21 protein-coding genes and 1 other RNA gene are annotated in these 25,750 nt (G+C 41.4%); 6 read left to right on the plus strand and 16 right to left on the minus strand.

The features are described from left to right. Positions 1-113 precede the first annotated feature (113 nt). Both recQ and ACFGVS_RS02065 read left to right on the plus strand, forming a co-directional pair. Complete coding sequence (gene recQ / locus ACFGVS_RS02060; RefSeq protein ID WP_090650451.1) at positions 114-2,306, plus strand: DNA helicase RecQ; 2,193 nt, start codon at positions 114-116, stop codon at positions 2,304-2,306. A gap of 443 nt (positions 2,307-2,749) precedes the next feature. Further along, on the plus strand, positions 2,750-3,232 hold the full coding sequence (locus ACFGVS_RS02065) for a hypothetical protein (protein WP_439697244.1): 483 nt from the start codon (positions 2,750-2,752) through the stop codon (positions 3,230-3,232). Here ACFGVS_RS02065 and ACFGVS_RS02070 read toward each other — a convergent pair. The 3 genes from ACFGVS_RS02070 to ACFGVS_RS02080 form a co-directional block, all read right to left on the minus strand. After that, positions 3,225-3,875: a carbohydrate-binding protein gene (locus tag ACFGVS_RS02070; protein ID WP_439697245.1), complete on the minus strand. Its 651-nt coding sequence runs from the start codon at positions 3,873-3,875 to the stop codon at positions 3,225-3,227. The two genes, ACFGVS_RS02065 and ACFGVS_RS02070, sit on opposite strands and share 8 nt — an antisense overlap. Positions 3,876-3,938: 63 nt before the next feature. Beyond that, entirely contained in the window at positions 3,939-5,840 is a 1,902-nt protein-coding gene (locus ACFGVS_RS02075; RefSeq protein ID WP_439697246.1) for an OmpA family protein, read from the minus strand. A gap of 40 nt (positions 5,841-5,880) precedes the next feature. Next, positions 5,881-6,504 (minus strand): 7-carboxy-7-deazaguanine synthase QueE, encoded by a 624-nt coding sequence (locus ACFGVS_RS02080; protein ID WP_274213311.1) that lies wholly within the window; start codon positions 6,502-6,504, stop codon positions 5,881-5,883. Positions 6,505-6,727: 223 nt separating this feature from the next. Here ACFGVS_RS02080 and ACFGVS_RS02085 point away from each other — a divergent pair, with 223 nt between their 5' ends. Both ACFGVS_RS02085 and ACFGVS_RS02090 read left to right on the plus strand, forming a co-directional pair. After that, the gene (locus ACFGVS_RS02085) at positions 6,728-7,492 is read left to right on the plus strand and encodes a hypothetical protein (protein ID WP_274213312.1); all 765 of its coding nucleotides are present in this window, start codon (positions 6,728-6,730) and stop codon (positions 7,490-7,492) included. A 3-nt stretch (positions 7,493-7,495) separates the two neighbouring features. Then, complete coding sequence (locus ACFGVS_RS02090) at positions 7,496-7,846, plus strand: Rieske (2Fe-2S) protein (protein WP_439697247.1); 351 nt, start codon at positions 7,496-7,498, stop codon at positions 7,844-7,846. Positions 7,847-8,095: 249 nt separating this feature from the next. Here the strand turns inward: ACFGVS_RS02090 and ACFGVS_RS02095 are convergent, their stop codons facing one another. Both ACFGVS_RS02095 and lepA read right to left on the minus strand, forming a co-directional pair. Beyond that, on the minus strand, positions 8,096-8,977 hold the full coding sequence (locus tag ACFGVS_RS02095) for a bifunctional 5,10-methylenetetrahydrofolate dehydrogenase/5,10-methenyltetrahydrofolate cyclohydrolase (protein WP_439697248.1): 882 nt from the start codon (positions 8,975-8,977) through the stop codon (positions 8,096-8,098). A 92-nt stretch (positions 8,978-9,069) separates the two neighbouring features. Continuing rightward, positions 9,070-10,857: a translation elongation factor 4 gene (lepA, locus tag ACFGVS_RS02100; RefSeq protein WP_090650127.1), complete on the minus strand. Its 1,788-nt coding sequence runs from the start codon at positions 10,855-10,857 to the stop codon at positions 9,070-9,072. An 87-nt stretch (positions 10,858-10,944) separates the two neighbouring features. Here lepA and ACFGVS_RS02105 point away from each other — a divergent pair, with 87 nt between their 5' ends. Continuing rightward, positions 10,945-11,811 carry a fructosamine kinase family protein gene (locus ACFGVS_RS02105; RefSeq protein ID WP_439697249.1) on the plus strand — a complete coding sequence of 289 codons (867 nt, stop codon included), beginning with the start codon at positions 10,945-10,947 and terminating at the stop codon, positions 11,809-11,811. Here the strand turns inward: ACFGVS_RS02105 and ACFGVS_RS02110 are convergent. From ACFGVS_RS02110 to ACFGVS_RS02145, 8 genes are all read right to left on the minus strand, one after another. Continuing rightward, positions 11,808-13,451 carry a hypothetical protein gene (locus tag ACFGVS_RS02110; protein ID WP_439697250.1) on the minus strand — a complete coding sequence of 548 codons (1,644 nt, stop codon included), beginning with the start codon at positions 13,449-13,451 and terminating at the stop codon, positions 11,808-11,810. The genes ACFGVS_RS02105 and ACFGVS_RS02110 overlap by 4 nt on opposite strands. 250 nt (positions 13,452-13,701) lie before the next feature. Then, positions 13,702-14,163, minus strand: a complete 462-nt coding sequence (locus ACFGVS_RS02115) for a hypothetical protein (RefSeq protein WP_439697251.1) — start codon at positions 14,161-14,163, stop codon at positions 13,702-13,704. Positions 14,164-14,258: 95 nt separating this feature from the next. Continuing rightward, positions 14,259-15,638, minus strand: coding sequence for a sigma-54-dependent transcriptional regulator (locus tag ACFGVS_RS02120; RefSeq protein WP_439697252.1), 1,380 nt, complete (start codon positions 15,636-15,638; stop codon positions 14,259-14,261). A 123-nt stretch (positions 15,639-15,761) separates the two neighbouring features. Beyond that, positions 15,762-16,158, minus strand: an RNA gene (gene rnpB, locus ACFGVS_RS02125) — RNase P RNA component class A. A gap of 93 nt (positions 16,159-16,251) precedes the next feature. Further along, a complete protein-coding gene (locus ACFGVS_RS02130) occupies positions 16,252-16,668 on the minus strand; it encodes a c-type cytochrome (RefSeq protein WP_439697253.1) in 417 nt (138 codons plus the stop codon). Further along, positions 16,665-17,309, minus strand: coding sequence for an SCO family protein (locus tag ACFGVS_RS02135; RefSeq protein ID WP_439697254.1), 645 nt, complete (start codon positions 17,307-17,309; stop codon positions 16,665-16,667). Before ACFGVS_RS02135 ends, ACFGVS_RS02130 begins: the two co-directional genes overlap by 4 nt. Then, positions 17,310-17,711, minus strand: coding sequence for a hypothetical protein (locus ACFGVS_RS02140; RefSeq protein ID WP_439697255.1), 402 nt, complete (start codon positions 17,709-17,711; stop codon positions 17,310-17,312). Between the two features lie 45 nt (positions 17,712-17,756). Next, positions 17,757-18,224, minus strand: a complete 468-nt coding sequence (locus ACFGVS_RS02145; protein ID WP_439697256.1) for a DinB family protein — start codon at positions 18,222-18,224, stop codon at positions 17,757-17,759. A 436-nt stretch (positions 18,225-18,660) separates the two neighbouring features. Between ACFGVS_RS02145 and ACFGVS_RS02150 the strand changes: the two genes are divergently transcribed. After that, on the plus strand, positions 18,661-20,064 hold the full coding sequence (locus tag ACFGVS_RS02150; protein ID WP_439697257.1) for a GH1 family beta-glucosidase: 1,404 nt from the start codon (positions 18,661-18,663) through the stop codon (positions 20,062-20,064). Here the strand turns inward: ACFGVS_RS02150 and ACFGVS_RS02155 are convergent. From ACFGVS_RS02155 to ACFGVS_RS02165, 3 genes are all read right to left on the minus strand, one after another. Further along, a complete protein-coding gene (locus tag ACFGVS_RS02155) occupies positions 20,036-22,114 on the minus strand; it encodes a tetratricopeptide repeat-containing sensor histidine kinase (protein WP_439697258.1) in 2,079 nt (692 codons plus the stop codon). The genes ACFGVS_RS02150 and ACFGVS_RS02155 overlap by 29 nt on opposite strands. Positions 22,115-22,249: 135 nt before the next feature. Continuing rightward, complete coding sequence (locus ACFGVS_RS02160; protein ID WP_439697259.1) at positions 22,250-24,298, minus strand: tetratricopeptide repeat-containing sensor histidine kinase; 2,049 nt, start codon at positions 24,296-24,298, stop codon at positions 22,250-22,252. Positions 24,299-24,431: 133 nt separating this feature from the next. Continuing rightward, a complete protein-coding gene (locus ACFGVS_RS02165; RefSeq protein ID WP_439697260.1) occupies positions 24,432-25,613 on the minus strand; it encodes an acyl-CoA dehydrogenase family protein in 1,182 nt (393 codons plus the stop codon). Positions 25,614-25,750 lie beyond the last annotated feature (137 nt).

Raw genomic sequence — 25,750 nt, forward strand, 5'->3', positions numbered from 1 at the left:
TTTTCATTTAATAATCATATTTGATTAAAATTAAAAAGTAAATCCATCGTTTATTCATAAAATTTTGTTACTTTAAACTTTTAAATCGGACTTTAAGATTATTTAAGATAATGATAGAAACTAAGAAGTCGCTATTTGATAACCTTCAGAATTTTTTCGGATTCGACAACTTTAAGGGGGAGCAGGAAGCGATAATCACTAATATCCTGGCGGGTAACGATACTTTTGTTATTATGCCTACAGGTGGTGGTAAATCCATGTGTTATCAGTTACCGGCGCTAATGAGCGATGGTACTGCAATTGTAATTTCGCCATTGATAGCCCTGATGAAAAACCAGGTAGATCAGTTAAGGGCCTTCGGAGGCTCGGATAGTATAGCTCATTTTTTAAATTCGTCGCTTACCAAAGCAGATATTGGCCGGGTTAAAGAGGATGTATTAGCTGGTAAAACCAAGCTATTATATGTAGCTCCTGAGTCATTAACCAAACAAGAAAATATTGATTTTTTACGCCTTAACCAGGTATCATTTGTAGCCGTTGACGAAGCGCACTGTATCTCGGAGTGGGGACACGATTTTCGCCCCGAATACCGTAAGATACGGCAGGTGATCAGTAATATTGGGGATAATATTCCAATTATTGCGTTAACAGCTACGGCAACGCCAAAAGTTCAGCAGGATATTCAAAAAAACCTGCAAATGAACAATGCTACCATTTACAAATCATCATTTAACCGGTCGAACCTTTTTTACGAAGTACGTGCCAAGCGTAACGTGATTAAGGAGATTGTAAAGTTTGTAAAACAAAACCAGGGTAAATCGGGCATTATTTATTGCCTCAGTCGTAAAAAAGTTGAAGAGGTTGCCGAAGCCCTTAACCTGAACGGTGTTAAAGCCCTGCCATACCATGCTGGGTTAGATCCTAAGGTGCGCGCCGATACACAAGACAAATTCCTGATGGAAGATGTTGACGTTATTGTGGCTACCATTGCCTTTGGGATGGGTATTGACAAACCGGATGTGAGATATGTAATTCACCATGATGTGCCTAAGAGCATGGAAGGCTATTACCAGGAAACGGGTAGGGCAGGCCGCGATGGCGGCGAAGGCGTTTGCGTTGCTTTTTACTCTGAAAAGGATATTGACAAGCTGCAAAAATTCATGAAGGATAAGCCTGTTGCCGAACGCGAGATTGGTACACAGATATTGAAGGAAGTTATTGACTATTGCGAATCGTCGGTTTGCCGCCGTAAGCAGTTGCTGCATTATTTTGGCGAGAACTTTAACGAGGCCGGCTGTAATAACATGTGTGATAACTGCTGCGGCCATAAAGAACACTTTGACGGTGAAGAGCATTTACATAAAGCCCTGAGTTTGATTAAACACATTGGCGAGAAGTTTGACGATCATCACATCATCAGCATCCTGATGGGGGAGGAAAACGCGCAAATTAAAAACTACGAGCACGACACCCTTGAGTACTATGGATCGGGCAAGGAGCAGGGTAAAAACCTGTGGAATTCATTGCTGCGCCAGGCGTTGCTAAGCAATTATTTATCAAAAGATATCGACCAGTATGGTTTGCTTAGGTTAACCAAGCTTGGGAATTCGTTTATTGAGAACCCGCACAGCATCCGTTTTGTGATGAACCATGTTATAGAGGGGACAGATGACGATGATGAAGCAGACGGCCCTAAACAAGGCGGTGGTGCCTTGGATACCCAGTTGCTGCAAATGCTGAAAGACTTGCGTAAAAAGCTTGCCAAACAAAAAGGATTGCCTCCTTTTGTTATTTTCCAGGATCCATCACTGGAAGAAATGTGTACGCATTACCCTGTAAATACCGAAGAACTGAAACAAATTTCGGGGGTGGGTGCCGGTAAGGCTTTAAAGTTTGGTAAACCTTTTACCGATCTGATTCAGAAGTATGTAGACGACAATGATATTGACCGCCCTGTTGATATGGTGATTAAAAGTGCCGCCAACAAATCGGCCCTTAAAGTTTTCATTATTCAAAACATCGATCGTCATTTAAACCTGGATGATATTGCCGCTTCAAAAGGGCTTACCTACGAAGAGATCTTGAAAGAAGTTGAAACCATAGTTAACTCGGGCACCAAACTTAACCTTAACTATTACATTGATGAGGTTATTGATGAGGATAAGCAGGAAGAGGTGTTTGATTACTTCCGCACCGCCGAAGCCGATTCGATAGACGATGCCCTTGCCGAATTAGGTAATGATGATTACACCCGTGAAGAGGTACAATTGATGAGGATTAAGTTCCTATCCGAAATGGGGAATTAATATAAAACGATATAGTAAAAAAAGGGAAGCAATCATTGTTTCCCTTTTTTATTGGCCAAAAATCTTAATTTTAATATTCAACTTTAAATCAATTGGCAAAGGCTTTAAAACTGATCGCAATAATTTTGATTTTTGGAATATTGACGATATTGACTCAAATAGGCGGGGTTGTGTATCTGTTGTCGTTTTTAACGCATGCTATTATTAAAAAGAAATTTGTCAACCGATACGCCATATTTGTTATAAAAACTACTACATTCCTTGTTCTTTATATTACATGCACATTTTTAATTGTACCTCCGTTGGCCAAATTATTGGGGCGGGTGCCTTTGCCGATGACAAGCACCAATAGCCTTCAACCGCTCAATATCCTGACATGTATTTTTAATCGTAACTATGTCCGGCCACAACTAAAAGATGTCGCTTTTAACGCCGCCAGGCAAATGAATGAAAGATATCCCGGTACGGTTATAAACTATTTGGATGCCAGTTTTCCGTTTATCAATAGGTTTCCGTTATTTCCTCACCTAAGCCACAATGATGGCAAAAAGCTTGATTTTGCCTTTTGTTATCTCGATAGTAAAACAGCAAAAGCTACAAATCTTGCGCCCTCACCCATAGGCTATGGCATTAGCGAAACCCCGCAGCCAGATGAAATAAATACGGCTGCTTTTTGCAGCGAGCAGGGGTATTGGCAGTATAGTTTCCTGATGAAGATCGTCCCTCAAAAAAACAAAGCGAATTTTATATTTGATGGCAACCGTACCAAAAAATTGGTTGAAATACTTGCCTCAGAAAAATCAGTAGGTAAAATATTCATTGAACCTCATTTAAAGGCAAGATTGAATCTCACTACAAGTAAAATACGATTTCATGGTTGCAGGGCCGTTCGGCATGACGATCATATCCACGTTCAACTTATTTAAAGTCTAAATAATCCAGGTTCATATTACCATTAGCAACAATGTGAAGTTTTAGCACATGTACACCTTTGGTTAAAGTTATTGAGCCGATAGAGTTTGATCCGTTCCAATGATGCCATTGCCGCCATGCAATAGTATCCTGGTTATCGTGGGTTGATGCTATTTTCATGGGGCCGGTGGCATCTTTACCGTCAACATCTATAGAGATAGCACCATCACCATTTGATGTATATAAAACGCCTATAGCATAAGTTCCTGATTTGGTTACTTTAACCGTATAGTTAATCCATTCGCCGGGTTGTGTCCAGCCAACATAAAATTTGTTCATGTCACGCGGCACCTTGTTGTACGGATTATCGTCAATATGGTCATGGGCTTTGGTGTACGATATATCAACACCTTCTTTCATCCTGAACTCATTTAAAAAAGTTCCGTTGGCGGGGTTAAGCTTGCCGCTGCCGTTATTGGTGCTGTCGCTGTCATGATAGGCTACACCCTCGCCACCGGTATTGTAAAATTCGCACTCCAGCCTGCCGGGCAGTTCCTGCATTTTATTTTGCCAGGGTTTGCCGGCACCAGTTTGCTTAAATGTAAAGGCATAGCAAAAAAACGCCATACCGAACAAGGACAACAGAATCATTTTCATTTTTGAGGCTATAGTTGGTTGGCGTAAGGTACCAAAATCAACATAGATTTAACAACAACCGTTTTATTTCGCAATAATCATAAACTCTGTACGCCTGTTTTTGGCCTTGTTTTCATCGGTAGTATTTGGTGCAATGGGCTGGGTTTCGCCATAGCCTTTATAAACAAGGCGGGCAGCGGGTATTCCGTTGGTAACAAGATACTGGTAAACCGATTTCGCCCGGTTTTCTGATAGTGTTTGATTAAATTGAACCGCGCCAACGTTATCTGTATGGCCTGATATTTCGATATGAACAGTTGGGTTTACGTTTAAAAATTCAACCAGTTTTAACAGTTCTGCTTTTGAGTCGCTCTGCAGGTCGAATTTGTTTGTATCAAAGAAAATATTTTTCAGGATCACTTTATTGCCAACCTCTATTGGAGATAATAACGCTTTAATATGGAAAGGTTTCTGCTCTTTGTAACCAACCAGCGAGAAATTATCTGAGTAAAACAAATAACCACTTTTCGAAATATTCAACCCGTAATTTTTGCCCGATGTTATAGTAGCTAAAAAGTCGCCCTCGTTGGCACTACTGTAGTCCTGGTAAACTGGCGTGTTATTTTGCAGGTCAATAATCTCAACGGCGGCTTCCAGCGGCTCATGGGTTTTTATATCGTTTACATTGCCTTTTACATAAGTTACAATATGGGGTCTTAAGCTTGCGGGTAGTTCAAATGTATAAATATCGTACCCCCCGAAGCCATTAAGGTTATCTGAGGCAAAAAAGGCGTAGTTTCCGTAAGCTGTAAGTGTAAGGCCGTTTTCATCGCCATTGGTATTAATTGGATAGCCCAGGTTTTGAGGCTTTTGCCATTTGCCGTCTTTGCCAAGCCTGCTTACAAATAAATCTTTGTTGCCTAAGCCCGGCCAGCCATTTGAACAAAAATAAAAAGTACTGTCATCGGCATGAATAAACGGCGATTGCTCGTCATAGGAGGTATTGATATTGGGCCCCATATTTTCGGGCTCGCCCCAGCCTTTGTCTGTCAGCGACGATTTCCATATATCGTAGCCGCCGTACCCTCCTTTTTTATTGCTTACAAAATACAGCGTACGCCCGTCTGCGCTTATTGATGGCTGCGATTCCCAGCCCGAGGTATTTATGGGCGGACTCAGGTCGAATGGTTTGCCCCAATCATCTCCTCGTTTTTGTGCAATATAAATATCACAACGGCCGCGGCCGTCGGGGCGATTACAGCCCGTAAAAAAAAGGTATTTACCATCCTGCGATATGGATTGCGCCCCCTCGTTGTATTGATCGGTGTTAATGCGGTTGCTCAGGTAAGTGGCGGTATCCCATTTGCCGTTCACTTTCAGGCTTTTATAAAAGTCTTCGTTTTTGTTTATTTTACGGGTAAAAATGAGCATGCTTTCATCTGCCGTAGCCACCGGCAGGTATTCATCATCGGCGGTATTTATATTGGCACCCATATTAATGGGTTTAAACGGTACAGGATGTTGTAGAGCCTGTACGCTAAACTTTGTATCGGCTATTAGCTTTTGGGCTAATGCATTATTCTGGGGCGTTAAATCAGGATAGGTGAGGTATTTTTCCAGGTGCTGTTGTGCCTGTGTGTACTTAGCTTCAAAAATTTCCGTTTCGCCAATTCGCAGGTAAATGGAACGGTTAAATTCAGGATTTAACTGTATTACTTTAAGATATTCATCAATTGCCTGCTTGTAAAGGTGCCGCATCTTTAATACATCGGCAAGCTGCGCATGAGCCTCCACAAATTTGGAATCTTCGTTGATTGCCTTTTGCAGGTTTTCGATAGCATCATCGTAATAATGCTCATCAAGGTTTTGACCAGCCTGGGCAAAATATTTTATTGCCTCACTGTTTTTGGTGGAATATTGCCTTTGCTGAGACCATCCAGCAACAGAAAAGAACAAAAACAGGGCGAAGACGATTACAACTCTCATCTGTAACAATACGATATATTTATATCGTAAGTTACAAATATTACGGGATATTCAGGTATTTATGCGTTTGTAACGAAATTTCCCATTGAGGATTATTCATCACATAGTCAACAATAAGCGGGGTCATTTCTTTTGATTTTGACCATTCGGGTTGTAAATACAGTTTACAATCGGGTGATACCATTTTGGCGTGATACTCGGCCCATTCAAAATCCGATTTGTTAAATACAATCACTTTTAATTCGTGGGCGTGCTCGGCAACCTGTTGCGTTGGCGCTTTGAACTTTTTTGGCGACAGGCAAATCCAATCCCAATCGCCTGATAGCGGGTATGCACCGGATGTTTCAATAAAAGTTTTTATACCCCGGTCATGCAATTGTGTGGTCAGATAATCAAGATTGTAAATAAGCGGCTCGCCACCGGTTACCACAACAGCCTTTGAAGGATGTATGGATGCATTGGCAACAATCTGATCGGCAGCGGTAAGCGGATGCAGTTCGGCGTCCCAACTTTCCTTTACGTCGCACCAATGGCAGCCAACATCACAGCCGCCAAGACGGATAAAATAAGCGGCTTTGCCGGTGTTGTATCCTTCGCCCTGTATTGTATAAAACTCTTCCATTAAAGGAAGCAGCGTGCCATCGTCTGGAATTTGGTGTGCCATAATATTTTGCAAAAGTACCTAAATAAGCCGAAAGCATGAAGCTGAATGGTAAACGCAGGGTAAAACGTTTATCCGTTTTGTACATCCGGCATGTCCGGCATATCGTTGTGAGCGGTTATTATTAAATAAACAATATTTAAGTACCTGTATCACTGCAATAATTGGTTTTGAATTGTAAATTAGCGTCATGAAATCATAATTAATCTATAAAACAATTGTTGTCATGAAAAAACTATACGTTCCAATTATCTTTTTGGCTTTGTTATGTTTTAGCTCATGTGTTGACATTGAAGAGCATTATGACTTTAAAAGCGACGGCAGCTGCAACGTAGCGTATGGTTTTGACATGAGCAAAGCTGTTTCGGTGTTGGTAAACCTCGTATCCGATTCGTTGAAACAAACACCTCAGTTTAGTTTGATTAAGGATACTACGCTCAATTTTTACAGTGCTATGCCCGATAGTACCCAGCAAAAAATGAATGCCTCCGAAATTGAACTGGCAAAAAGCAGCGACCTTACTGTGCATATGAACCTGAAGAAAAGCATTATGAAAGTTGCTATTAATCATAAAGCCAAAGATGCTGCCGATCTTAAATATTACCTTCAAAACGTATCAAAAATAGCGCTGAACAGTCAAATCAGTGCTTTATCAACCGGGGAGAACAATAGTAAAACTCTTGATGCTAAACAAATGGTTGCCGGGCAGGACTATTACTCGTACGAGATAACGCCGCACCGGTTTTACCGGATAGTTGATAAGATAAAGTTTAACGCGTTTTTAAAGAAAACAAAATCAACTTTTATGATGGCAAAAGCTATGCTGATAGATATGCCCTACAAGGTAGTGTTGAATTTTGCTAAACCGATAAAAAAACTCAATAACCCTAAAGCTGTACTCTCGGCCGACAGGCGAAGCATTACGCTGGTAACTAATATGGACGAGGTAATTAAAAATCCCTCGGTAATGAATTTGAAGATCGATTTTTAGTAAATGACCTGGTATAAAATCGCCGAAATAAAAAATACTCCTGAGCCATTCATCAAAAAAGTAAAAGCCGGAAATAGAAGCATTTGCCTGATAGGCTTTGAGGGCAAGATTTACGCAACTGCAATTAACTGTCCGCATGCCGGGTTTGACCTAAGTGAGGGTTTGTGCGTTAAAGGGAAGATTGTTTGCCCTTATCATCGCTACACCTATAATCTAACCACCGGCAAGGGTGGGGAAGGGCAGAATGATTATTTGGAGACTTACCCTGTCGACATCAGGGGCGATGATATTTACGTTGGTATTAATTCTTTTTGGGATAAGGTAAAGCAGGTGTTTAAGCCACAGGTTGATTAAGCTTGATTTGGTTGATTATAATTGATGGATTCGGTTTGTGTGCGATACTATGTATTGCCAACAAACTGTGTGTACCACCTGATAATGAAACACCCAGATACACCCTGGTACAGGCTGAAACACCCTGGTACGGGCTGAAACACCCTGGTACGGGCTGAGACACCCTGGTACGGGATGGTACAGTATGTCTATCTGATATTATTGCTGCTAACTTAATCTAACTTACTCACCCCAGTCAACTTACTCAACCTAATTATACACTTCTTTATTGGCCGAAGCTAAAGTGTTTTTCAGTAGTCCAATAATGGTCATTAAGCCAACGCCACCAGGTACGGGAGTAATCCACGATGCTTTGGGCGCCACATTATCAAAATCAACATCGCCATAAAGTTTAAAGCCCGATTTTGTTAGTGCCGATGTTTCGCGGTTCATGCCTACATCAATAACTACAACGCCATCTTTTACCATATCGGCAGTGATGAAATTCTTTTTGCCAATGGCCACAATCAAAATATCGGCATCTAAGGTAAATTTTTTGATATCCGGTGTACGGCTATGGCAAATAGTTACTGTACAATTGCCGGGAGTAGTATTCCGCGCCATTAATATACTCATAGGGGAGCCAACAATGTTACTGCGGCCAACTACTACGCAATGCTTACCAGCGGTTTCAATGCCATATTCTTTCAGCATTAATGTAATGCCATAAGGCGTAGCAGGGATAAACGATGGCAGGTTGCGCTGCATCCGGCCCAGATTTACCGGGTGAAATCCATCCACATCTTTCCTATGGTCAATACGTTCTGTTACTTTCTCCGGATCGATGTGTTTTGGTAACGGGAGCTGCACAATAATGCCGTCTATATCGGCATCAGCATTTAGTTCTTCTACTTTCAATAGCAGTTCATCTTCGGTAACATCGTCTTCAAAACGCACCAGGGTTGATTTAAACCCAACCTTTTCGCAATTTTTGATCTTACTGGCTACATAAGTTTCGCTTCCGCCATCATGGCCAACTAATACTGCAACCAAATGTGGCTGCCTGCCGGTTTCATTTAATATTTTAGCTGCCGCTTCGGCAATTTCAACCTTAAGTTTTTCTGATAAGTATTTTCCGTCGAGTAATTGCATTTTTATCGAAGATATGAGATATGAGATATGAGATATGAGAAAGGTTTAAGAGTTTTAATCTCAAATCTCATATCTAACATCTCAAATCTAAATTAATCTAATTTCAAAACCGCCATAAATGCCGATTGAGGTATCTCTACGTTACCTACCTGGCGCATGCGTTTTTTACCTTTTTTCTGTTTTTCCAATAGTTTACGTTTACGCGAAATATCACCGCCGTAACATTTGGCGGTAACATCTTTACGTAACGCTTTCACCGTTTCGCGCGCGATGATCTTGGCGCCAATAGAAGCCTGGATTATGATTTCAAATTGCTGGCGGGGTAAAAGTTCCTTCAGTTTTTCGCATATTTTTTTACCAAAATCATATGAATTACCCCTGAATATCAACGATGATAAGGCATCAACAGGCTCGGCATTTAAACGAATATCCAAACGTACAAGATCCGACTGACGATAACCTATCTGGTGATAGTCAAAAGATGCATAACCCTTTGATATCGTTTTTAGCTTATCATAAAAGTCAAATACAATCTCGCCCATTGGCATCTCAAAAACAAGCTCCACGCGGTCAGATGTTAAATATGACTGATTGGTAATACTTCCTCGTTTTTGGATACATAGAGACATTACCGGTCCAACAAATTCAGATTTGGTGATGATTGTGGCCTTAATATACGGCTCTTCAACAAAATCAATTTTACTTGGATCGGGCAAATCAGATGGATTGTTTACTATAATGGGTTCCCCTTTGGTGGTATGGGCAATATACGATACGTTAGGTACGGTAGTAATTACCGTCATGTTAAACTCGCGCTCTAATCGCTCCTGGATAATCTCCATGTGCAGCATACCCAGGAAACCGCAACGGAAACCAAAGCCCAAAGCAGCCGACGATTCCGGTTCAAAAACCAGGGATGCATCGTTAAGCTGTAATTTAGCCATTGATTCACGTAGTTCTTCATAATCCTCGGTATCAACCGGGTAAATGCCGGCAAACACCATTGGTTTCACCTCTTCAAAGCCCTGGATACCAACTTCGCAAGGCCTATCAACATGTGTAATTGTATCACCAACTTTTACCTCTCGCGCCTCCTTAATACCCGATATAATGTAGCCTACATCGCCGGTTTTTATGACATCTTTAGCAAGCGGGCGAAGTTTTAACGTACCTACCTCATCAGCCAGGTATTGTTTTTCCGTAGCAACAAATTTTACTTTTTCGCCTTTTCTAATCTCGCCGTTAACCACCTTAAAATAGGCTATAATGCCGCGAAACGAGTTGAATACCGAATCGAAGATTAACGCCTGTAGTGGTGCTTTAGGATCGCCAACCGGAGCGGGGACACGCTCTACTATAGCCCGCAGAATATCATGAACGCCCATGCCGGTTTTACCCGAAGCAGCAAGAATTTCTTCGCGCTTACATCCAATCAGGTCAACAATCTGGTCTTTAACCTCCTCGGGCATAGCGCCGGGAAGATCCATTTTATTAAGTACCGGGATAATTTCCAGGTCGTTTTCCAAAGCCAGGTATAGGTTGGATATGGTTTGCGCCTGGATGCCCTGCGCCGCATCAACAATAAGCAAAGCTCCTTCGCAGGCAGCAATGGAACGTGATACCTCGTATGAGAAATCTACGTGGCCGGGGGTATCTATCAGGTTGAGCGTGTATTTTTGACCATCAAGTACATAATCCATCTGGATTGCATGACTTTTTATGGTAATACCCCGCTCGCGTTCCAAATCCATATCGTCAAGCAATTGCGCCTGCGATTCGCGTTGGGTTATAGTGTTAGTGTATTCTAATAACCTATCGGCAAGTGTGCTTTTACCGTGGTCGATGTGCGCGATGATACAAAAATTACGAATATGCTCCATTGAACCGCAAAAATAACTTTTTAAACCGATAATTGCATAAGGCTAATAAATTAACTGGTTCAACGTTAAATTAAGTATCCTAAAATAATGCCGATTGCAGAAAGACTTATACAAGACATTGAAATTAAGCTGGGTAAATCCATTATCAATATTACTCCTTTAAGCGGCGGAAGCATTAATCGAGTTTACAGCCTGCAAACCGCTATGGAGCGTTTTGTACTTAAGGTTAACAATCGTTTTAATTTTCCCGGCATGTTTAACCTTGAAGCGCAAGGCCTGGAAATTATCTGTAGTACCCAAACCATAGCCGTACCAGAAGTTCTGATACAAAGCGAGACGGATACGGAGAGCTATTTATTGATGGAATGGATAACACCCGGGAATACCACGCAAAAGGCATCAGAAGCATTGGGTGAGCAACTTGCCCAAATGCACAGGCATACATCACATAGTTTTGGCTTTTATACCGACAATTATATGGGCTCACTTCGGCAAAGCAATCAGTTGCATGAGCGTTGGAGCGATTTTTTTATAGATGAGCGTTTAAAACCTATGGTAAGGATAGCTCAAACAAAACAGCTGCTTACAAATAATGATTTGCGTTTATTTGAATTATTGTATCAAAAACTGCCCGGTTTGTTTACCGAAGAACCTCCGGCGCTTGTTCACGGCGATTTATGGAGCGGTAATTACATGATAGATGCTCATGAAAAACCTTACCTGATTGATCCGGCAGATAGTTATAGTAACCGGGAATTTGATATCGCCATGACTACGCTGTTTGGCGGTTTCGACAAAACTTTTTACGATGCTTACCACGCAAGCTATCCATTGCAAACAGGCTGGCAGCGGCGACTTAAACTATGGAACCTTTATCCCTTACTTGTTCATGTTAACCTTTTTGGAGGCACTTATACCAACCAGTTACGTGAGTGTTTAGCCAGCTTTGTTTAATTTACCTGGTTAGTACCCTCAACAAATACGGGGGTTTCCGTTACATTAACAGTTAATTTACCGGCCACGGTTGCCACCTGGGTTTTTACCGCCGAAGCTACGCCTGGTTTTAAATTGTAAATATTTGCTCTTGAAGTTCCCAAATTAAGTATGTAAGTACCTGTGCGCCCTTTCGAGTCGGGAATCGTCAATACATACATTGCTTTTTTACCATTTACATATTTGTCAACCAAGGGGTCGCTATTAATAGTCGATTTATAGGTGTAATTACCCATTAATGTATTGGTTTGTAATATAAAATCGGCGGCAGGGCGGCGTTTACCGTTTTCTGACAGGCCGGCGGTGGCATACTGAACACTGCTAAAGGGTTTATCATCCTGCAACTGGTAATAAAATACCCTTTTGATCCCGTGCCTCATATACAGTAGCGATGTTCTTAATATCCAATCGCCTTGTGTATCCAGGGCTGATTTATTGCCGATGTAGGCGGCTTTCTGATAACTGTACAGATTGATATCATACCCAGACTCGGTAACCCACACTTCCGGTGGCTTGCTTAATGAATTAGATAGTTTTACAAACGAATCGGCAATTTGCCCCGCCATTGAAAGTTCGGGTGCAACGCCGGTTGTTGCGCGTTCATGCTTAAGTATGTCGCCATTATTGTTATAAAAATGGTAATTGATTACATCAAAACACAAGTTGATGCTGCCATCTGCACGGTAGCCCCGGTTAACTTTGCACCAGTTTATCATTCGTTGTACAAAGTTAACATCGCAGCTTGCAAGGCCGCCCATTACTACCTGCATAGCCGGATCGGCTGTTTTTACACCTGCATTGGGGCCGAGTTTTCCTTTATTGCCATCATAAAAGGCCGACATGTTGGCTGCATACTCTTCTGGGCTTTGCTGCGTGGCAGGGCCTTTCCACCATTTATCGCGTTCGTTATCACATTCCATAAATTTGATAAGGCCCATCCCGATTTTAACAACATTCACCTCGTCATTATTCCAGCGCGGACGGCTATCAACTTTTACCAAAGCCTTATCTATAGCGGTGTTATATCCATATCTGGCGGCAAATTGGAATGCAGTTCGTGCCTGGTCGGCGTATGACGCCGGATCGCTTTTATCCAAACCGTATGGCGCGGGTACGTTTTCGTTGTCGCGCATCCCGGTAGGGTAGGTGGCTTCCATCCAGTTGGGGCAGTTTTTAAGATCGGCAAGTACTAAAATCCCATCTTGTTTACAACGTGTATACATCAAATCGTAATCCCAGCTACCGTTGTTTGTAGGGTTATAGGTGTAGTTTCCCCTGGTATTTTCCAGCTTATTCCAGTTCATATAATGCCGTACCGAACTGAACGATTTAATGACAGCCATGTTGGCTTCGTAAATTGTATGGTGCAAGTTAATGTTTGCCGGGTCCTGTAAAAAATTCCATTCGTAGGCGTTAATGCCAAACATGTTTTTTAAGGCTATAGCATTTGGCTTTGCAGAGTTATCGCTAAGTATAAGTTTACTTATCTTCACGCTGTCCCTTGTATCCGCTTTTTTATCTTTTTCGGCATGGCAGTTGCCAAAAAACGATGTAACAGTAACAATGAGCATCAGGTACTTGTAATGAAATAATATATTCATCGTTTTTGCCGATTTTTTTTTTGCCGATAAGCTACAAATTTAAGTTTAAATTAATCAGAGGGCAGGGGAATTGAAGTGTTTACGACCTGTGTATCTTCAAAGTTGCATAGTTCAGCATTATACCTGTATTTAAAATACAAATTATTGTTTGTCAGAATATTGAAATCACCTGTGATGATGTTTTATAGATAGCGAAATAAATAAGGCCGAAAGATATTTCGGCCTTATATTTAACAATTAATATAAAGTGTTATTTAACTTTAACATAAGTTTCAATGATAATATGGTCTATTTTCAGGCTATCTATTTTTTCAATGCCGGTTTGTATAAGCGTATCACCTTTAAATTGAACAGTAAATTTAAAATCCCTGTTTTCCCAATCACGGGCATCACAATAAGCCAGGTGTTCGGCATAATCATTCCCGGCAAGGGTATAAGTACCGCTACCCGAACTATAAACAGGCTTGGCGGTTTTGCCGTGCGCCAAATCATGAGTAAAGAAGGCGAAATTAGTTGCATTAAAAATTTTGACCATTTCTTCATCTTTTGATGGGGTAGTTGTCACGGTATCGCCTTTTGTAATGGCTTTGCTGTTGATCAAATGCCAGGTGCCAATTAAAGGCTGATCTGGTTTTGGATCTGCTTTGGTCTCTTTTTGCTTACATGATGATAGTACAGCTGCGCAGATTAATACGGTATAATAAAGCTTCATAATAATGGTTGGTTTGCACAATATTACTATTAAATGCCGAACAAAAAAAGCAGCTTACATTACTGTTCGCTGCTCAAAAAACATTGTTTATTTTGTTACTCTCCCCGCTTTAAACCAAACTTCTCAATCTTACTGTACAGGTGACTGCGCTGAATATCAATATCATCGGCAGTTTTTGATACGTTCCAATTGTTTTTTTCCAACTTGAATTTAATGTATTCCCGCTCGGCAAAGTCCTTATACTCCTGGAAATTATTGAACTGGTCGAAATCTGTTTGTGGTGCTGCATGGCTATCTGCTACTGCTGCTGCCGGCGCCGATGGATTGGCAAATGCCCTTACGTCATTGTCGGTAATGGTTTTATCGCTCAAAATAATCAAACGCTCAACCATGTTTCGCAACTCACGAATGTTTCCTGTCCAGGGTAATGCTTTAAGGGCATCAATCGCAGCGTCCGAGATCTTTTTAACCGGCATGCCGTATTCATTACAAATCTCGTCAAGGAAACTTTGTGTAAGCAAGCCAATATCGTCTTTCCGGTCGGCCAACGGTGGTACGTGAATTAATATAACACTAAGACGATGGTAAAGGTCCATACGGAAGTTGCCGGCTTCAATTTCTTTCAATAAATCTTTGTTGGTAGCCGCAACAACGCGCACATCAACATCAATTTCTTTTTCGCCGCCTACACGCGTAATCTTACTTTCCTGCAGGGCGCGTAATACTTTGGCCTGTGCCGATTGGCTCATGTCGCCTATTTCATCAAGGAAAAGTGTACCTCCGTTTGCCGATTCAAATTTGCCAATACGTTGTTTTATAGCCGACGTAAATGAGCCTTTCTCGTGCCCAAACAATTCGCTCTCAATTAATTCAGATGGGATGGCGGCGCAGTTAACTTCGATGATGGGTGCATTTGAGCGGTGCGATTTTTCATGCAGCCAACGGGCCACTAATTCTTTACCGCTGCCGTTTGCGCCGGTTACCAGCACGCGGGCGTCTGTTGGGGCAACACGATCAATAGTTTCTTTTATTTTGAGTATGGCCTGGGAATTACCTAATATGGGGCGAACCTTGGATACTTTCCGTTTTAATACTTTGGCTTCCACAACCAAACTTCCGCGGTCGAGCGCGTTGCGTACAGTTATAAGCAGGCGGTTTAAATCAGGTGGTTTCGATATAAAATCAAAGGCGCCTTTTTTGCTGGCTTCAACGGCAGTTTCAACGGTGCCGTGACCGCTTATCATGATGAACGGTAAATCGGGTTTCAGCGCCAAACCTTCGGTAAGCACTTCCATGCCATCCATCCGGTTCATTTTTATATCGCAAAGTACCAGGTCAAAATCTTTCTTTTCAATTAATTGCAGGCCGTCAATACCGTTATCTACGTCCTCAACCTCGTAATCTTCATACTCCAGAATTTCCCGCAAAGTACTGCGTATTGCCCGTTCATCATCAATAATTAAAATTTTTGCCATGTTTTATATATGTAATAGGTTGTAATTGTTCTGTCGCTAATATATCGTTTTGTATAGAAAAACAAACACTTTTGCTTGTAAACAAAAATAACCCCTTCCTGTTTGCAGGAAAGGGTTATATAATTCAGCAGCAAATCTGTAAGCCGGGTTCTGTATTGCCCCTAAAGGCAACTTCTATCATTAATCTGGCCCTGCCATTGCTGACAGGTTTAAACAACCTACCCATCTTAACGTCGCCAACAAGTTGGCGAGCGGGAGCGAGCAGCCCCACTTTCAAGACCTATTTGGTTTTTCAACTCCTGAGGTTTACCGTCATCTCCGGTCGCCCGGAAAAGCCGTGAGCTCTTACCTCACGTTTTCACCCTTACCCCGGTTTGCACCGTGGCGGTATTTTCTCTGTGGCACTTTGCTGTCGCCGGCTGCCGGCGCCTTCCCGTTAGGAAGCAGGATGCTCTGTGTTGCCCGGACTTTCCTCCGCTAATAAAGCTAATAAATTAGCAGCGATAGAACGTTTTGCAGGTACAAAGGTAGCAGTTTTAGTTCATAGTTGATGGTTCATAGTTCATAGTCTGACCAGGAATCTATTGTTTAGCTAACGTGCAGCGCCAATTACCTATTTACATTTCTCCAAATCGCCCTGCACTTGTTGCAGGTTTATAGTGCCTAATTTATTGCCGAATGAGTTGGTAACATAAGTAAGTACCTTGGCAATTTCAATGGGGGCAAGGCTATCAGCAGGCATTTCTCCCTCAAAAGTTTTGTTATTGATATTAATTTGTCCCTTAAGCCCTTTTTTAAGAAAGCAGGCCAAGGCGTTTTTATTCTTTTTAAGATAGGCTGAATCTGTAAGCGGTGGTATCAGTGCCTGCAAACCCTCGCCTTTGGTGCCGTGGCAGTTTGCGCAGCGGGTAAGGTAAATGACGCTGCCACCAGAGTAATAGCGGTTAAATTCAAGCTGCCCATCGTTCTGGCATGAAAAAAAAATGACTATCAACAGTAATAAAATACCCCCTGTTACTTTGAATTTCATTTGGCTGCGGCTTGGTCTGGTTCGGCCTTTAGTATTTTGATGTCGGCTATCATTTTGTCCACTTCTTTGGGGTCGGTACCTTCGTACGTTCCGCGGATGCGTTTTTGTTTGTCTATCAATATAAAAAAACCATCATGTATATATTGCCCCGCGGGATTTTTTTCCTGTACTGTTTGCAGGTAGCTTTTGGCTATGGTATAAGTGCTGCCTTTATCGCCATGCAAAAGCCACCAGTTGTTACCACTAAGCCCCATTTTATCGGCATAGCGTTTAAGTACCTGAACGGTATCATATTTAGGGTCGATGGTGTGTGATATGATCCGGAAATTATCGTCGGCCTTAAACTCCTTATACACATTGAGCATGTTGCGGTGCATTACCGGGCAGATAGAAGGGCAGGTGGTAAAAAAGAAATCGGCCACATATATTTTGCCATCAAGGTTTTTTTGTGTTATAGTATCGCCATACTGGTTCACAAATTTAAAATCGGGAATAGTGGCGTAGGCTGTATCCACAACCGATTTTCCATCCACCGTTTTAGTAACAGGCTCTCGGTTGCCTAAAATAGGCAGTTTGCTTTGTTTATTGTTACAGGCATTTAACACCGATAATACGATAACGCCCAAAATTAATTTGCGCATTTATTTTTTATTTGGAGTAAGATATTTGTCAGATTCGGTTATCGCATTGCTGATTTGAACGTCGATAGCCGCGATTTTCTTTTTTTGATCGCGCAGGTAGTCGATGATTTCCTGGTGCGATTTACCTTTGTTTTCCACGTCAAAGTTGTGCATCCAATCGCTCATGGCGCCATCTGCGTCATCAACCAGCTTAAGGCAAACTTTTGCCGAATCGTTAATGTTGGGTACGTTTTTAACCAGGCTATCCAGCAACATTTTGTTTTTCATCAGGTGCTCGTCATTAGCCATTACCTTGTCGTGCACGGCGATAACGCTATCCAGTAGCAATTTTTCCTGTTTTTTATTGTCGGCACATCCCGATAAAATGGCAAGGCTTAATACAATCCCGATATACTTTTTCATGGTTGCGTTTTGTATTGGCAAATATTGTAAATAAAGCTATTAATGTTAACTATTTAGTTGTCTTAAATAATAAACATAATCGGTAATGGGTAAGGTTTCTGTGCCGGAAAGTTTCAACTGCTGGCCGGCCTGCGCCCGGGTATGAGTGCCATGATTTATTACATGTGTAAGAATATCGCTTACAGATGTTTGATTATTACCCAGGGCGTTTTGATAAATGATAACTTTATTCAAATCTTCTTCGGTAACTCGTTCAAGGAAGCCAAGCCACTCTTCATTGTATTCGTTTACCAGGTGGGTACAATGCTCAATGGTATACTCTTTGGGCCATAATTCGGCATTGGGATAAGGTTCCACATCATTTACCCTGTCCAGCCACCGGCGTTCGGCAGCAAGCAAATGCGACATCAACTTTATAGGGCCCCTGGGATTGCCGGCATCGGTAATGGCTTTTAATAAAGCGCAGTTAGCGAAGTGGCTGTATTTGAACATTTTTATAAAATAGCTTTTCATATAACACGAATTTATAAACACGAATGTCTCGAATTGAATCGAATTTCACGAATTGAATGGACACGAATGTCTCCAATTGAGTTGAATTTCACTGATTAGGGTGGGTGGTTAACGCAGATAAAAAGTTGGTTAAATAATAAACTATGCCTTTATAGTTCGTGGAATTGGCCTTAATTCGGGATATTCGTGTTAGTGAAATTCGTGTTTAACAATTTGATAATACAGTTGTTACAATTATGTTATATCCCCATGGTACCTTTAGATAATTAAAAAACAAGGCTATGAAATTTATCAATGTGTTTTCAAGGCTTATTAGTGGTATAAGGGAATGGATGATGTTAAAAAGCATGAAATCATCCTTCATTCATTAATAATAAAACTTTATACCCCGGTTTCGTAAATAATATTGCAATTTTGGACCCTCGTAGTCCATTTAATGAAATTCACTCCACAGCATACAGCTCTGAACAGAGAACTTTTTGGCCCCGATTTTAATTGGGGCGTATCTACTGCTGCATTCCAGATTGAGGGTGCTCATGATGCCGATGGCAAAGGCGAATCTGTTTGGGACAATTTTACAACGAAAAAAGGTAAAATATTAAATGACGATCATGCCCGCACCGCCTGCGATTTTTACAACAGGTACCAGGAGGACATCGATCTTATTAAAAAATTGAATATTCCTAATTTCCGGTTCTCGATATCGTGGACACGTTTGTTACCCAATGGTACGGGTGCAGTTAACCAGGCTGGTATTGATTATTACAACCGCGTTATTGATTATTGCCTCGAGCAAGGTGTAGAACCCTGGGTAACTATTTACCACTGGGATTTGCCATTAGTGCTTGAGCAAAAAGGAGGATGGGCCAATCGTGATGTAATTACCTGGTTTAGTGAATTTACCACCTTATGTGCTCAAAACTTTGGCGACAGGGTAAAACATTGGATGGTAATGAACGAACCTGTGGTTTTTACAGGCGCCGGTTATTTTTTTGGTATCCATGCTCCGGGACGTAGTGGTATCAGGAGTTTTACATCGGTAATTCACCATGTTGTTTTAAGCATAGTTGCCGGGGCAAAAATATTGCGTAAACTGGTACCCAATTCGCAAATTGGCAACACATTTTCTTGTTCGCAGGTTGAGCCTTTAACCAATAAGCCGCGCGATGTGGCAGCAGCTGTTCGGGTTGATGCCCTGATAAACCGCCTTTTTATCGAACCGCTTTTAGGAATGGGCTACCCGATTAAAGATTTACCCGCTTTAAAGGGAATACAAAAATACATTTTGCCGGGCGATGAGGACAACATGAAGTTTGATTTCGATTTTATCGGAGTGCAAAATTATACCCGCGAGATTGTTCAATATTCCTTTTTTACGCCTTACGTAAACGCACGCATTGTTAAAGCCGAAAACCGCAAGGTCGAATTAACAGCAATGCGCTGGGAAATTCATCCCCCGGCTATTTATCATATGATAAAAAAGTTTGCCGCTTATCCGCAAATAAAGAACATCATTATTACTGAAAACGGCTCGGCCTTTCCTGACGAGGTTACCGACGGCGAAGTGAACGATCCCAAGCGCCTCCAATACCTGCAGGATTATTTGAGCCAGGTTTTAAAAGCAAAAAATGAAGGTTGTAATGTTAACGGCTATTTTGTTTGGACGCTTACCGATAATTTTGAATGGGCCGAAGGATATCACCCGCGGTTTGGTTTAGTCCACGTAGACCATACTACGCAAAAACGGATTATAAAGGCATCGGGTAAATGGTTCGCGGAGTTTTTAAAAAAGCCCGTTAAACACGAAGAGTTTACTTTGGAAGCGAGAAGTAGAATGTAGTACCGTGTTCGGTATCGCTTTGAAACCAAATACGCCCATTATGCTTTTCGATGATTTGCCGGCATATTGAAAGGCCCAGTCCAAATGATTTTTCACCTTCGGTACCAGGGCGCTTTGCATCTGTAAACATATTAAAAACCTGGCTTTTAAGTTTGTCTGGGATGCCAATGCCACTATCTTTTACCGAAATTTGCACTTCCCGTTCAAAAACTTCAACCTTAACAAATATTGGCGCACCGGCCGGGCTGAATTTTATAGCATTGCTAATTAAATTACTTACTACACGCCATATTTTTTCGCGGCTTATCATAAGCTCAAGGGGGCTGGGTAATAATTCAAGGCTGATGGTTTGGCTTTTCTCTGCAGCTTTAAAGCGTAGCAGTTCAACACTGTTGGTAAGCAGGCCGTTAATTTCAACTTGCTCAAGATTTAATCCGGTATTGGCCGAATTTGTTGCTTCCAATATCTCATTTATCAGTTCTAATGAGTTAAAGGAGGTTTCTTTGATCAGGTTGAGCATTTCTTTTTGCTCATCAGTGTAATCATCTTCGCCCATTACAGAAGTTAGCGATGCTATGCCGCCAATAGGGTTACGCAGGTCATGAGCTACAGTACGTAAAATTCTGTCTTTCTCCCGGCTGTTTAATTTAAGTTCGTTCAAAGCATGTTCAAGATGGGTGTTTTGTTCGTTTATCTGTTGGTTTAGCGTTCCAAGTGTTTGAATGTTCTTTTTTGATTTCTGCCAATTCAGGAATACCAGCGAAATGATCATAACCAGCATCACCACAAAAACTATGGTTACATTAAGATAAATATTTTGTTGCTGACTGTTCTTTTTAAGTTTGTCAAACTCATTACCCTTTTCAAGGCGCTTTATTTGTTCGGCTATGTCCGCTTCCTTAAGCGCCTTGTTTTTTTGATTGATGGAATCTTTTAAAGCATCATACTGTATAAAATATTTAATCGCTTCGTCCGGCTTACTTTTTTTCACCAAATATTCCGACATTAAGTAATTCCAATCCGCCCTGGCATCCTGCTGGTGTAAATATTCAAACTGTTTTTTTATTACATTTAATATGTTTAGCAGCGAATCTGCCTGGTTTAGATTATTGTACACGGCGGCCAGCTTTAATTCTGCATATTGGGCATCCTGGTTGTCGTTACCTTTCCGCAAATTAATACGGATGCTTTTTTTTAGCAAAGCTTTAGCCTGCCTATACTTTTTAAGGCCAATATACACATTGGCAAGGTTGCCGTAAATAACACCGCGGGCCATATCAAGCATTTCTCTTCGGTCGCGATATTGTATTTGGTGCTGGTCAATGTAGTCGAGTGCTTTGTTATAAAAAAAAAGAGCGCTATCGGTTAAGTTTACCGCACTATAACTTAAGCCTATATTATCCGTCAATTCCTGCGTACGGTAAAACGCGCCGAAATTGCCAGCACACCCGGCGCTTTCTTTTGCACTGTTTTTAAAGTATGCTGCCGCCAGCCGGTAGTGTTCTTGTTTATACATGATCATACCCATCCGGTAGCTATAGTCGCTCAAAACGCACTCATCTAAATTATTGTTACCAATTATTTTGCCGTGATAAAAGTTTTCGTACGCCTCGTTATACCTGTTTTGGTCAAATAAAACATCGCCTTTATAAAAATATGATTGCCCGTACTCGGTAGCATATCTTGACTTTTTATCAGGTGTGTTAAACAGATAGAGCATGCTATCTGCATATAACAGAGAGGTGTTTTTATCGCCCTTTACAGAATAAAAGTAGTTGTAATTAAACCGGTAATAGCTATAAGTTTGAAGCAGGTTAAGGTTTTTTGAATGGCGATACGCCGAATTCAGGTAATGCATGGCTTCTTCTTTTTTGCCGCCATCGTTCATATTGCTTACTGAATCAAGTACCTTGTTAAACGCCGACGACGAAAAAAACGAATTTGCAGCCCGGTTGCAGGAAAAAATTATGATAACGAAGCAAATGTAAAGCAAGCTCGTCAGCATGTTGATGTGAAGCCCGTTTCGGAGTATGCTTTTATAGTTGAACATTAATTTTAATAACCAGGGAATTGGGGTTATGCGTTTTAAATACTTCCTAAACTTAAATAAAATATCTCAGCAGCAAATTTTTAACGATAATTTTGTCATTCACAAAGGCTGGTGTCTGCATATTGTGTTATAAAACTAAACCGCCGCGGCCTCAAAAGGCAAAAAAACGTAAAAAGTTGTGCCATCGGTTGGATTACTTTGCAACCAAATTTTTCCATTGTGCTTTTCTATAATTTGCTGGCATATGGAAAGGCCCAGGCCGAATGATTTCTCACCGGCTGTGCCAATCCGCTTGGCATCGGTAAACATATTAAAAACCTGTTGTTTTAGCTTATCGGGGATGCCTATCCCATTGTCGTTTACTGTTATCTCAACACCGCTTTCGTGATTTTTTAAGCCTACTGTTATACTGCCACCATCGTAGCTGAATTTAATAGCATTGGTGACCAGGTTGCTGATAACGCGCCAAATTTTTTCCCGGCTTATAAATACCTGCGCCGGATTTTCGGGCAGGTGGAGTTTTATAGACTGGTGTTTTTCGGCAGCTTTAAAGCGCAATAATTCTACACTGTTGGTTGTCAGCGCGTTAATATCAACCCATTCCTTCCTGATAGGCGCGGTGGCTGAATTGGTAGCTTCTAATATCTCGTTAATAAGGTCGAGCGAATTGTAAGAGGTATCTTTTATCAGACTAAGCATTTCCAGCTGATCAGGCGTATAATCTTCGGTTGCCATGACCGCCGAAAGCGACGCGATGCCACCAAGCGGGTTTCTGAGGTCATGTGCCACGGTTCTTAATATGCGGTCTTTTTCCCGGCTTGCGCCGTGCAGTTCATTAAGGGTATGCACCAGGTTTTCTTTTTGATAGTTTATTTGTTCATTTAACGTCTTGATAGCCAGCATATCCCTTTTTGATTGTTTCATATTTCTGAAAATCAGGAATATAATTATTACCGCCATAACAGATAATAAAACAGCAATGTAAATGAATATTAGCTGTCGTTTATTGTTGTTTTTCAGGCTGTCTATCTCGCTTTGCTTGTCGTAATTGGCTTGCTGCGTTGTTACATCGGTACGCTTAAGTGAATTGGCCAGCTTTACTAATGAATCCTTTTGTGCCGAGTACTTTTTTAAATAAGTTAGTGCCGCAGTGTTATCATTATTTTGCTGGCTGTATTTACTCATTAAATAATTCCAACCGGCTTCTGCATCGTTATTAGGAAGGCTGTCTAATTGAGTGCGCAGATTTTTAAGTAGCAGGTAAAGATCCTTTTGCCGGTTTAATTTAAGGTACAGGCGTGCAAGCTTTATTTCAGTTAATTGCGCGTCTTTGTTATCATTACCCTTTTTAAAATTTATGGCGATGCTGCTTTTAAGCATCTGTTCGGCCAGTGTATAGTTGCCTGTTATCAAAGCCATATCCCCCTGGTTGCCATAAACCACCCCACGGGCAGTCTCCAGCATTCCGGCCAGGTTGCTAAATCTTGCATTATTGCTATCGATATATTCAAGTGTTTTTTTGAAGTAGACAGATGCGCTATCTGCTTTTCCCGCGTTTTTATAACTTTCGCCAATATTATCCAGCAGCTCCTGTCGTTGATAAAATGCCCTGAAATCATCTTTATAAGCCCGGCTTTGGCTATAACTAAGCTTAAAAAAATTGGCCGCATCCAGGTAGTGCGCCTGTTTAAACATCACCATGCCCATCCGGTAGGTGTATTCGGCCAGTATTTGGTTGCTAATCAGCCTTTTGCCAATATAATATCCCTGGTAAAAGCATTTATAGGCGTTGCTGAACTGCGAAAGGTCAAAATAAGCATCGCCGAGGGCGAAATTGGCCTCGGCATAATTAACCTGGTATTGGCGCCGCGTTACGCTTTGTTTGGCCATAGCCAGCATACTATCCGCATAAGCAAGGGCTTTTTTTGAATTATGGGCAGCTTTTCTTTCGTAAACAAAATGAAAACTATAAAAGCGGAACCTATCATTTACAAAAGGATTTTTAAGCCTTTTAAAAGCGGAATCGAGATATCGCGTGCCGACAAGCTGCCGTTTTGTTAGCTGATGGTAGTTATTAATAGTGTCGTAAATGGCGTTAAACTGCTTTGAATAGTTACCGTCATCTTTATTGTTATAGTTACAAGCTCCAAAAAGTAAGGCACAAAAAAAAGCTATGCATAACATTAAATTATGCGAATAACTTTTACCGCAGAAAACAATAGGTTTAATCGAACACATTAACTGTATAGCAGCAACAAATATAGTGTTTGGAAAACGCCAATACTATATTTCGGAACTTAAATAATTGCTGCCTATACTATTTAAATGCATCAAGGCCAGTAATATCCATTCCTGTTATCAACAAGTGAATGTCATGTGTGCCTTCATAAGTAATTACCGATTCAAGGTTCATCATATGCCGCATAATAGGGTACTCGCCGATGATGCCCATGCCGCCCAGTATTTGCCGGGCTTCGCGGGCTATATTGATGGCGGTTTCTACACTGTTACGCTTGGCCATCGAAATTTGAGCAGCAGTGGCCCTGTTCTCATTTTTGAGCACACCTAAACGCCAAACCAATAACTGGGCTTTAGTTATCTCGGTTATCATCTCGGCCAATTTTTTTTGCTGCAGCTGAAATGCCGCTATTGGTTTCCCAAACTGAACACGCTCTTTCGAATATCTTAAAGCGGTATCATAACAATCCATAGCGGCACCTAATGCACCCCAGGCAATACCGTAGCGTGCCTGGTTAAGACAACCGAGCGGACCTTTTAAACCGATAGCATTGGGCAATAAGTTTTCCTTTGGTACTTTAACATTATCAAAAACCAATTCGCCGGTAGCCGATGCTCTTAACGACCATTTGTTATGCGTTGTAGGAGTAGTAAAACCCTCCATACCGCGCTCAACTATTAATCCTCGTACCTTCTTATTCTCGTCGCGAGCCCAAACAACAGCAATATCGGCAAATGGAGCGTTGGAGATCCACATTTTGGCGCCATTCAGGATATAATGATCGCCGGCATCTTTTATATTGGTTGTCATTCCGCCAGGGTTTGATCCGTGATCGGGCTCGGTGAGCCCAAAACAGCCCATGATTTCGCCGGATGCTAAGCGGGGCAGGTATTTTTTACGTTGTTCTTCAGAGCCGTAGGCATAAATAGGGTACATTACCAATGAGCCTTGCACAGATGATGCCGACCGAATGCCAGAATCGCCACGCTCAATTTCCTGCATAATGATACCGTAAGCCATATAATCCAGGCCTGCACCGCCATACTCAACCGGAATTGTCGGGCCAAATGCGCCAATTTCGGCAAGGCCTTTTACAAGCTGCATCGGGAACTCTGCTTTTTGGGCATAATCTTCAATTATCGGGCTTAATTCCTTTTTTACCCAATCGCGTACCGACGAGCGGATAAGCTTATGTTCTTCGGTAAGCAATTCATCTAATTGATAATAATCGGGCGATTCGTACAGATCTGTTTTAGCCATAATGTTATACTTGGTGGGCAAATATATAGCATTTAAAGTGGACTTATTTAATCCAAAAATGCTGTTTTTAGATACTACAAGCCACTTTATATCAAAAACTATGTTTAGATAGTTTAAACATGGTTTTTGACGAAATT

Source organism: Mucilaginibacter sediminis, assembly GCF_051903035.1.
Lineage (GTDB): Bacteria > Bacteroidota > Bacteroidia > Sphingobacteriales > Sphingobacteriaceae > Mucilaginibacter.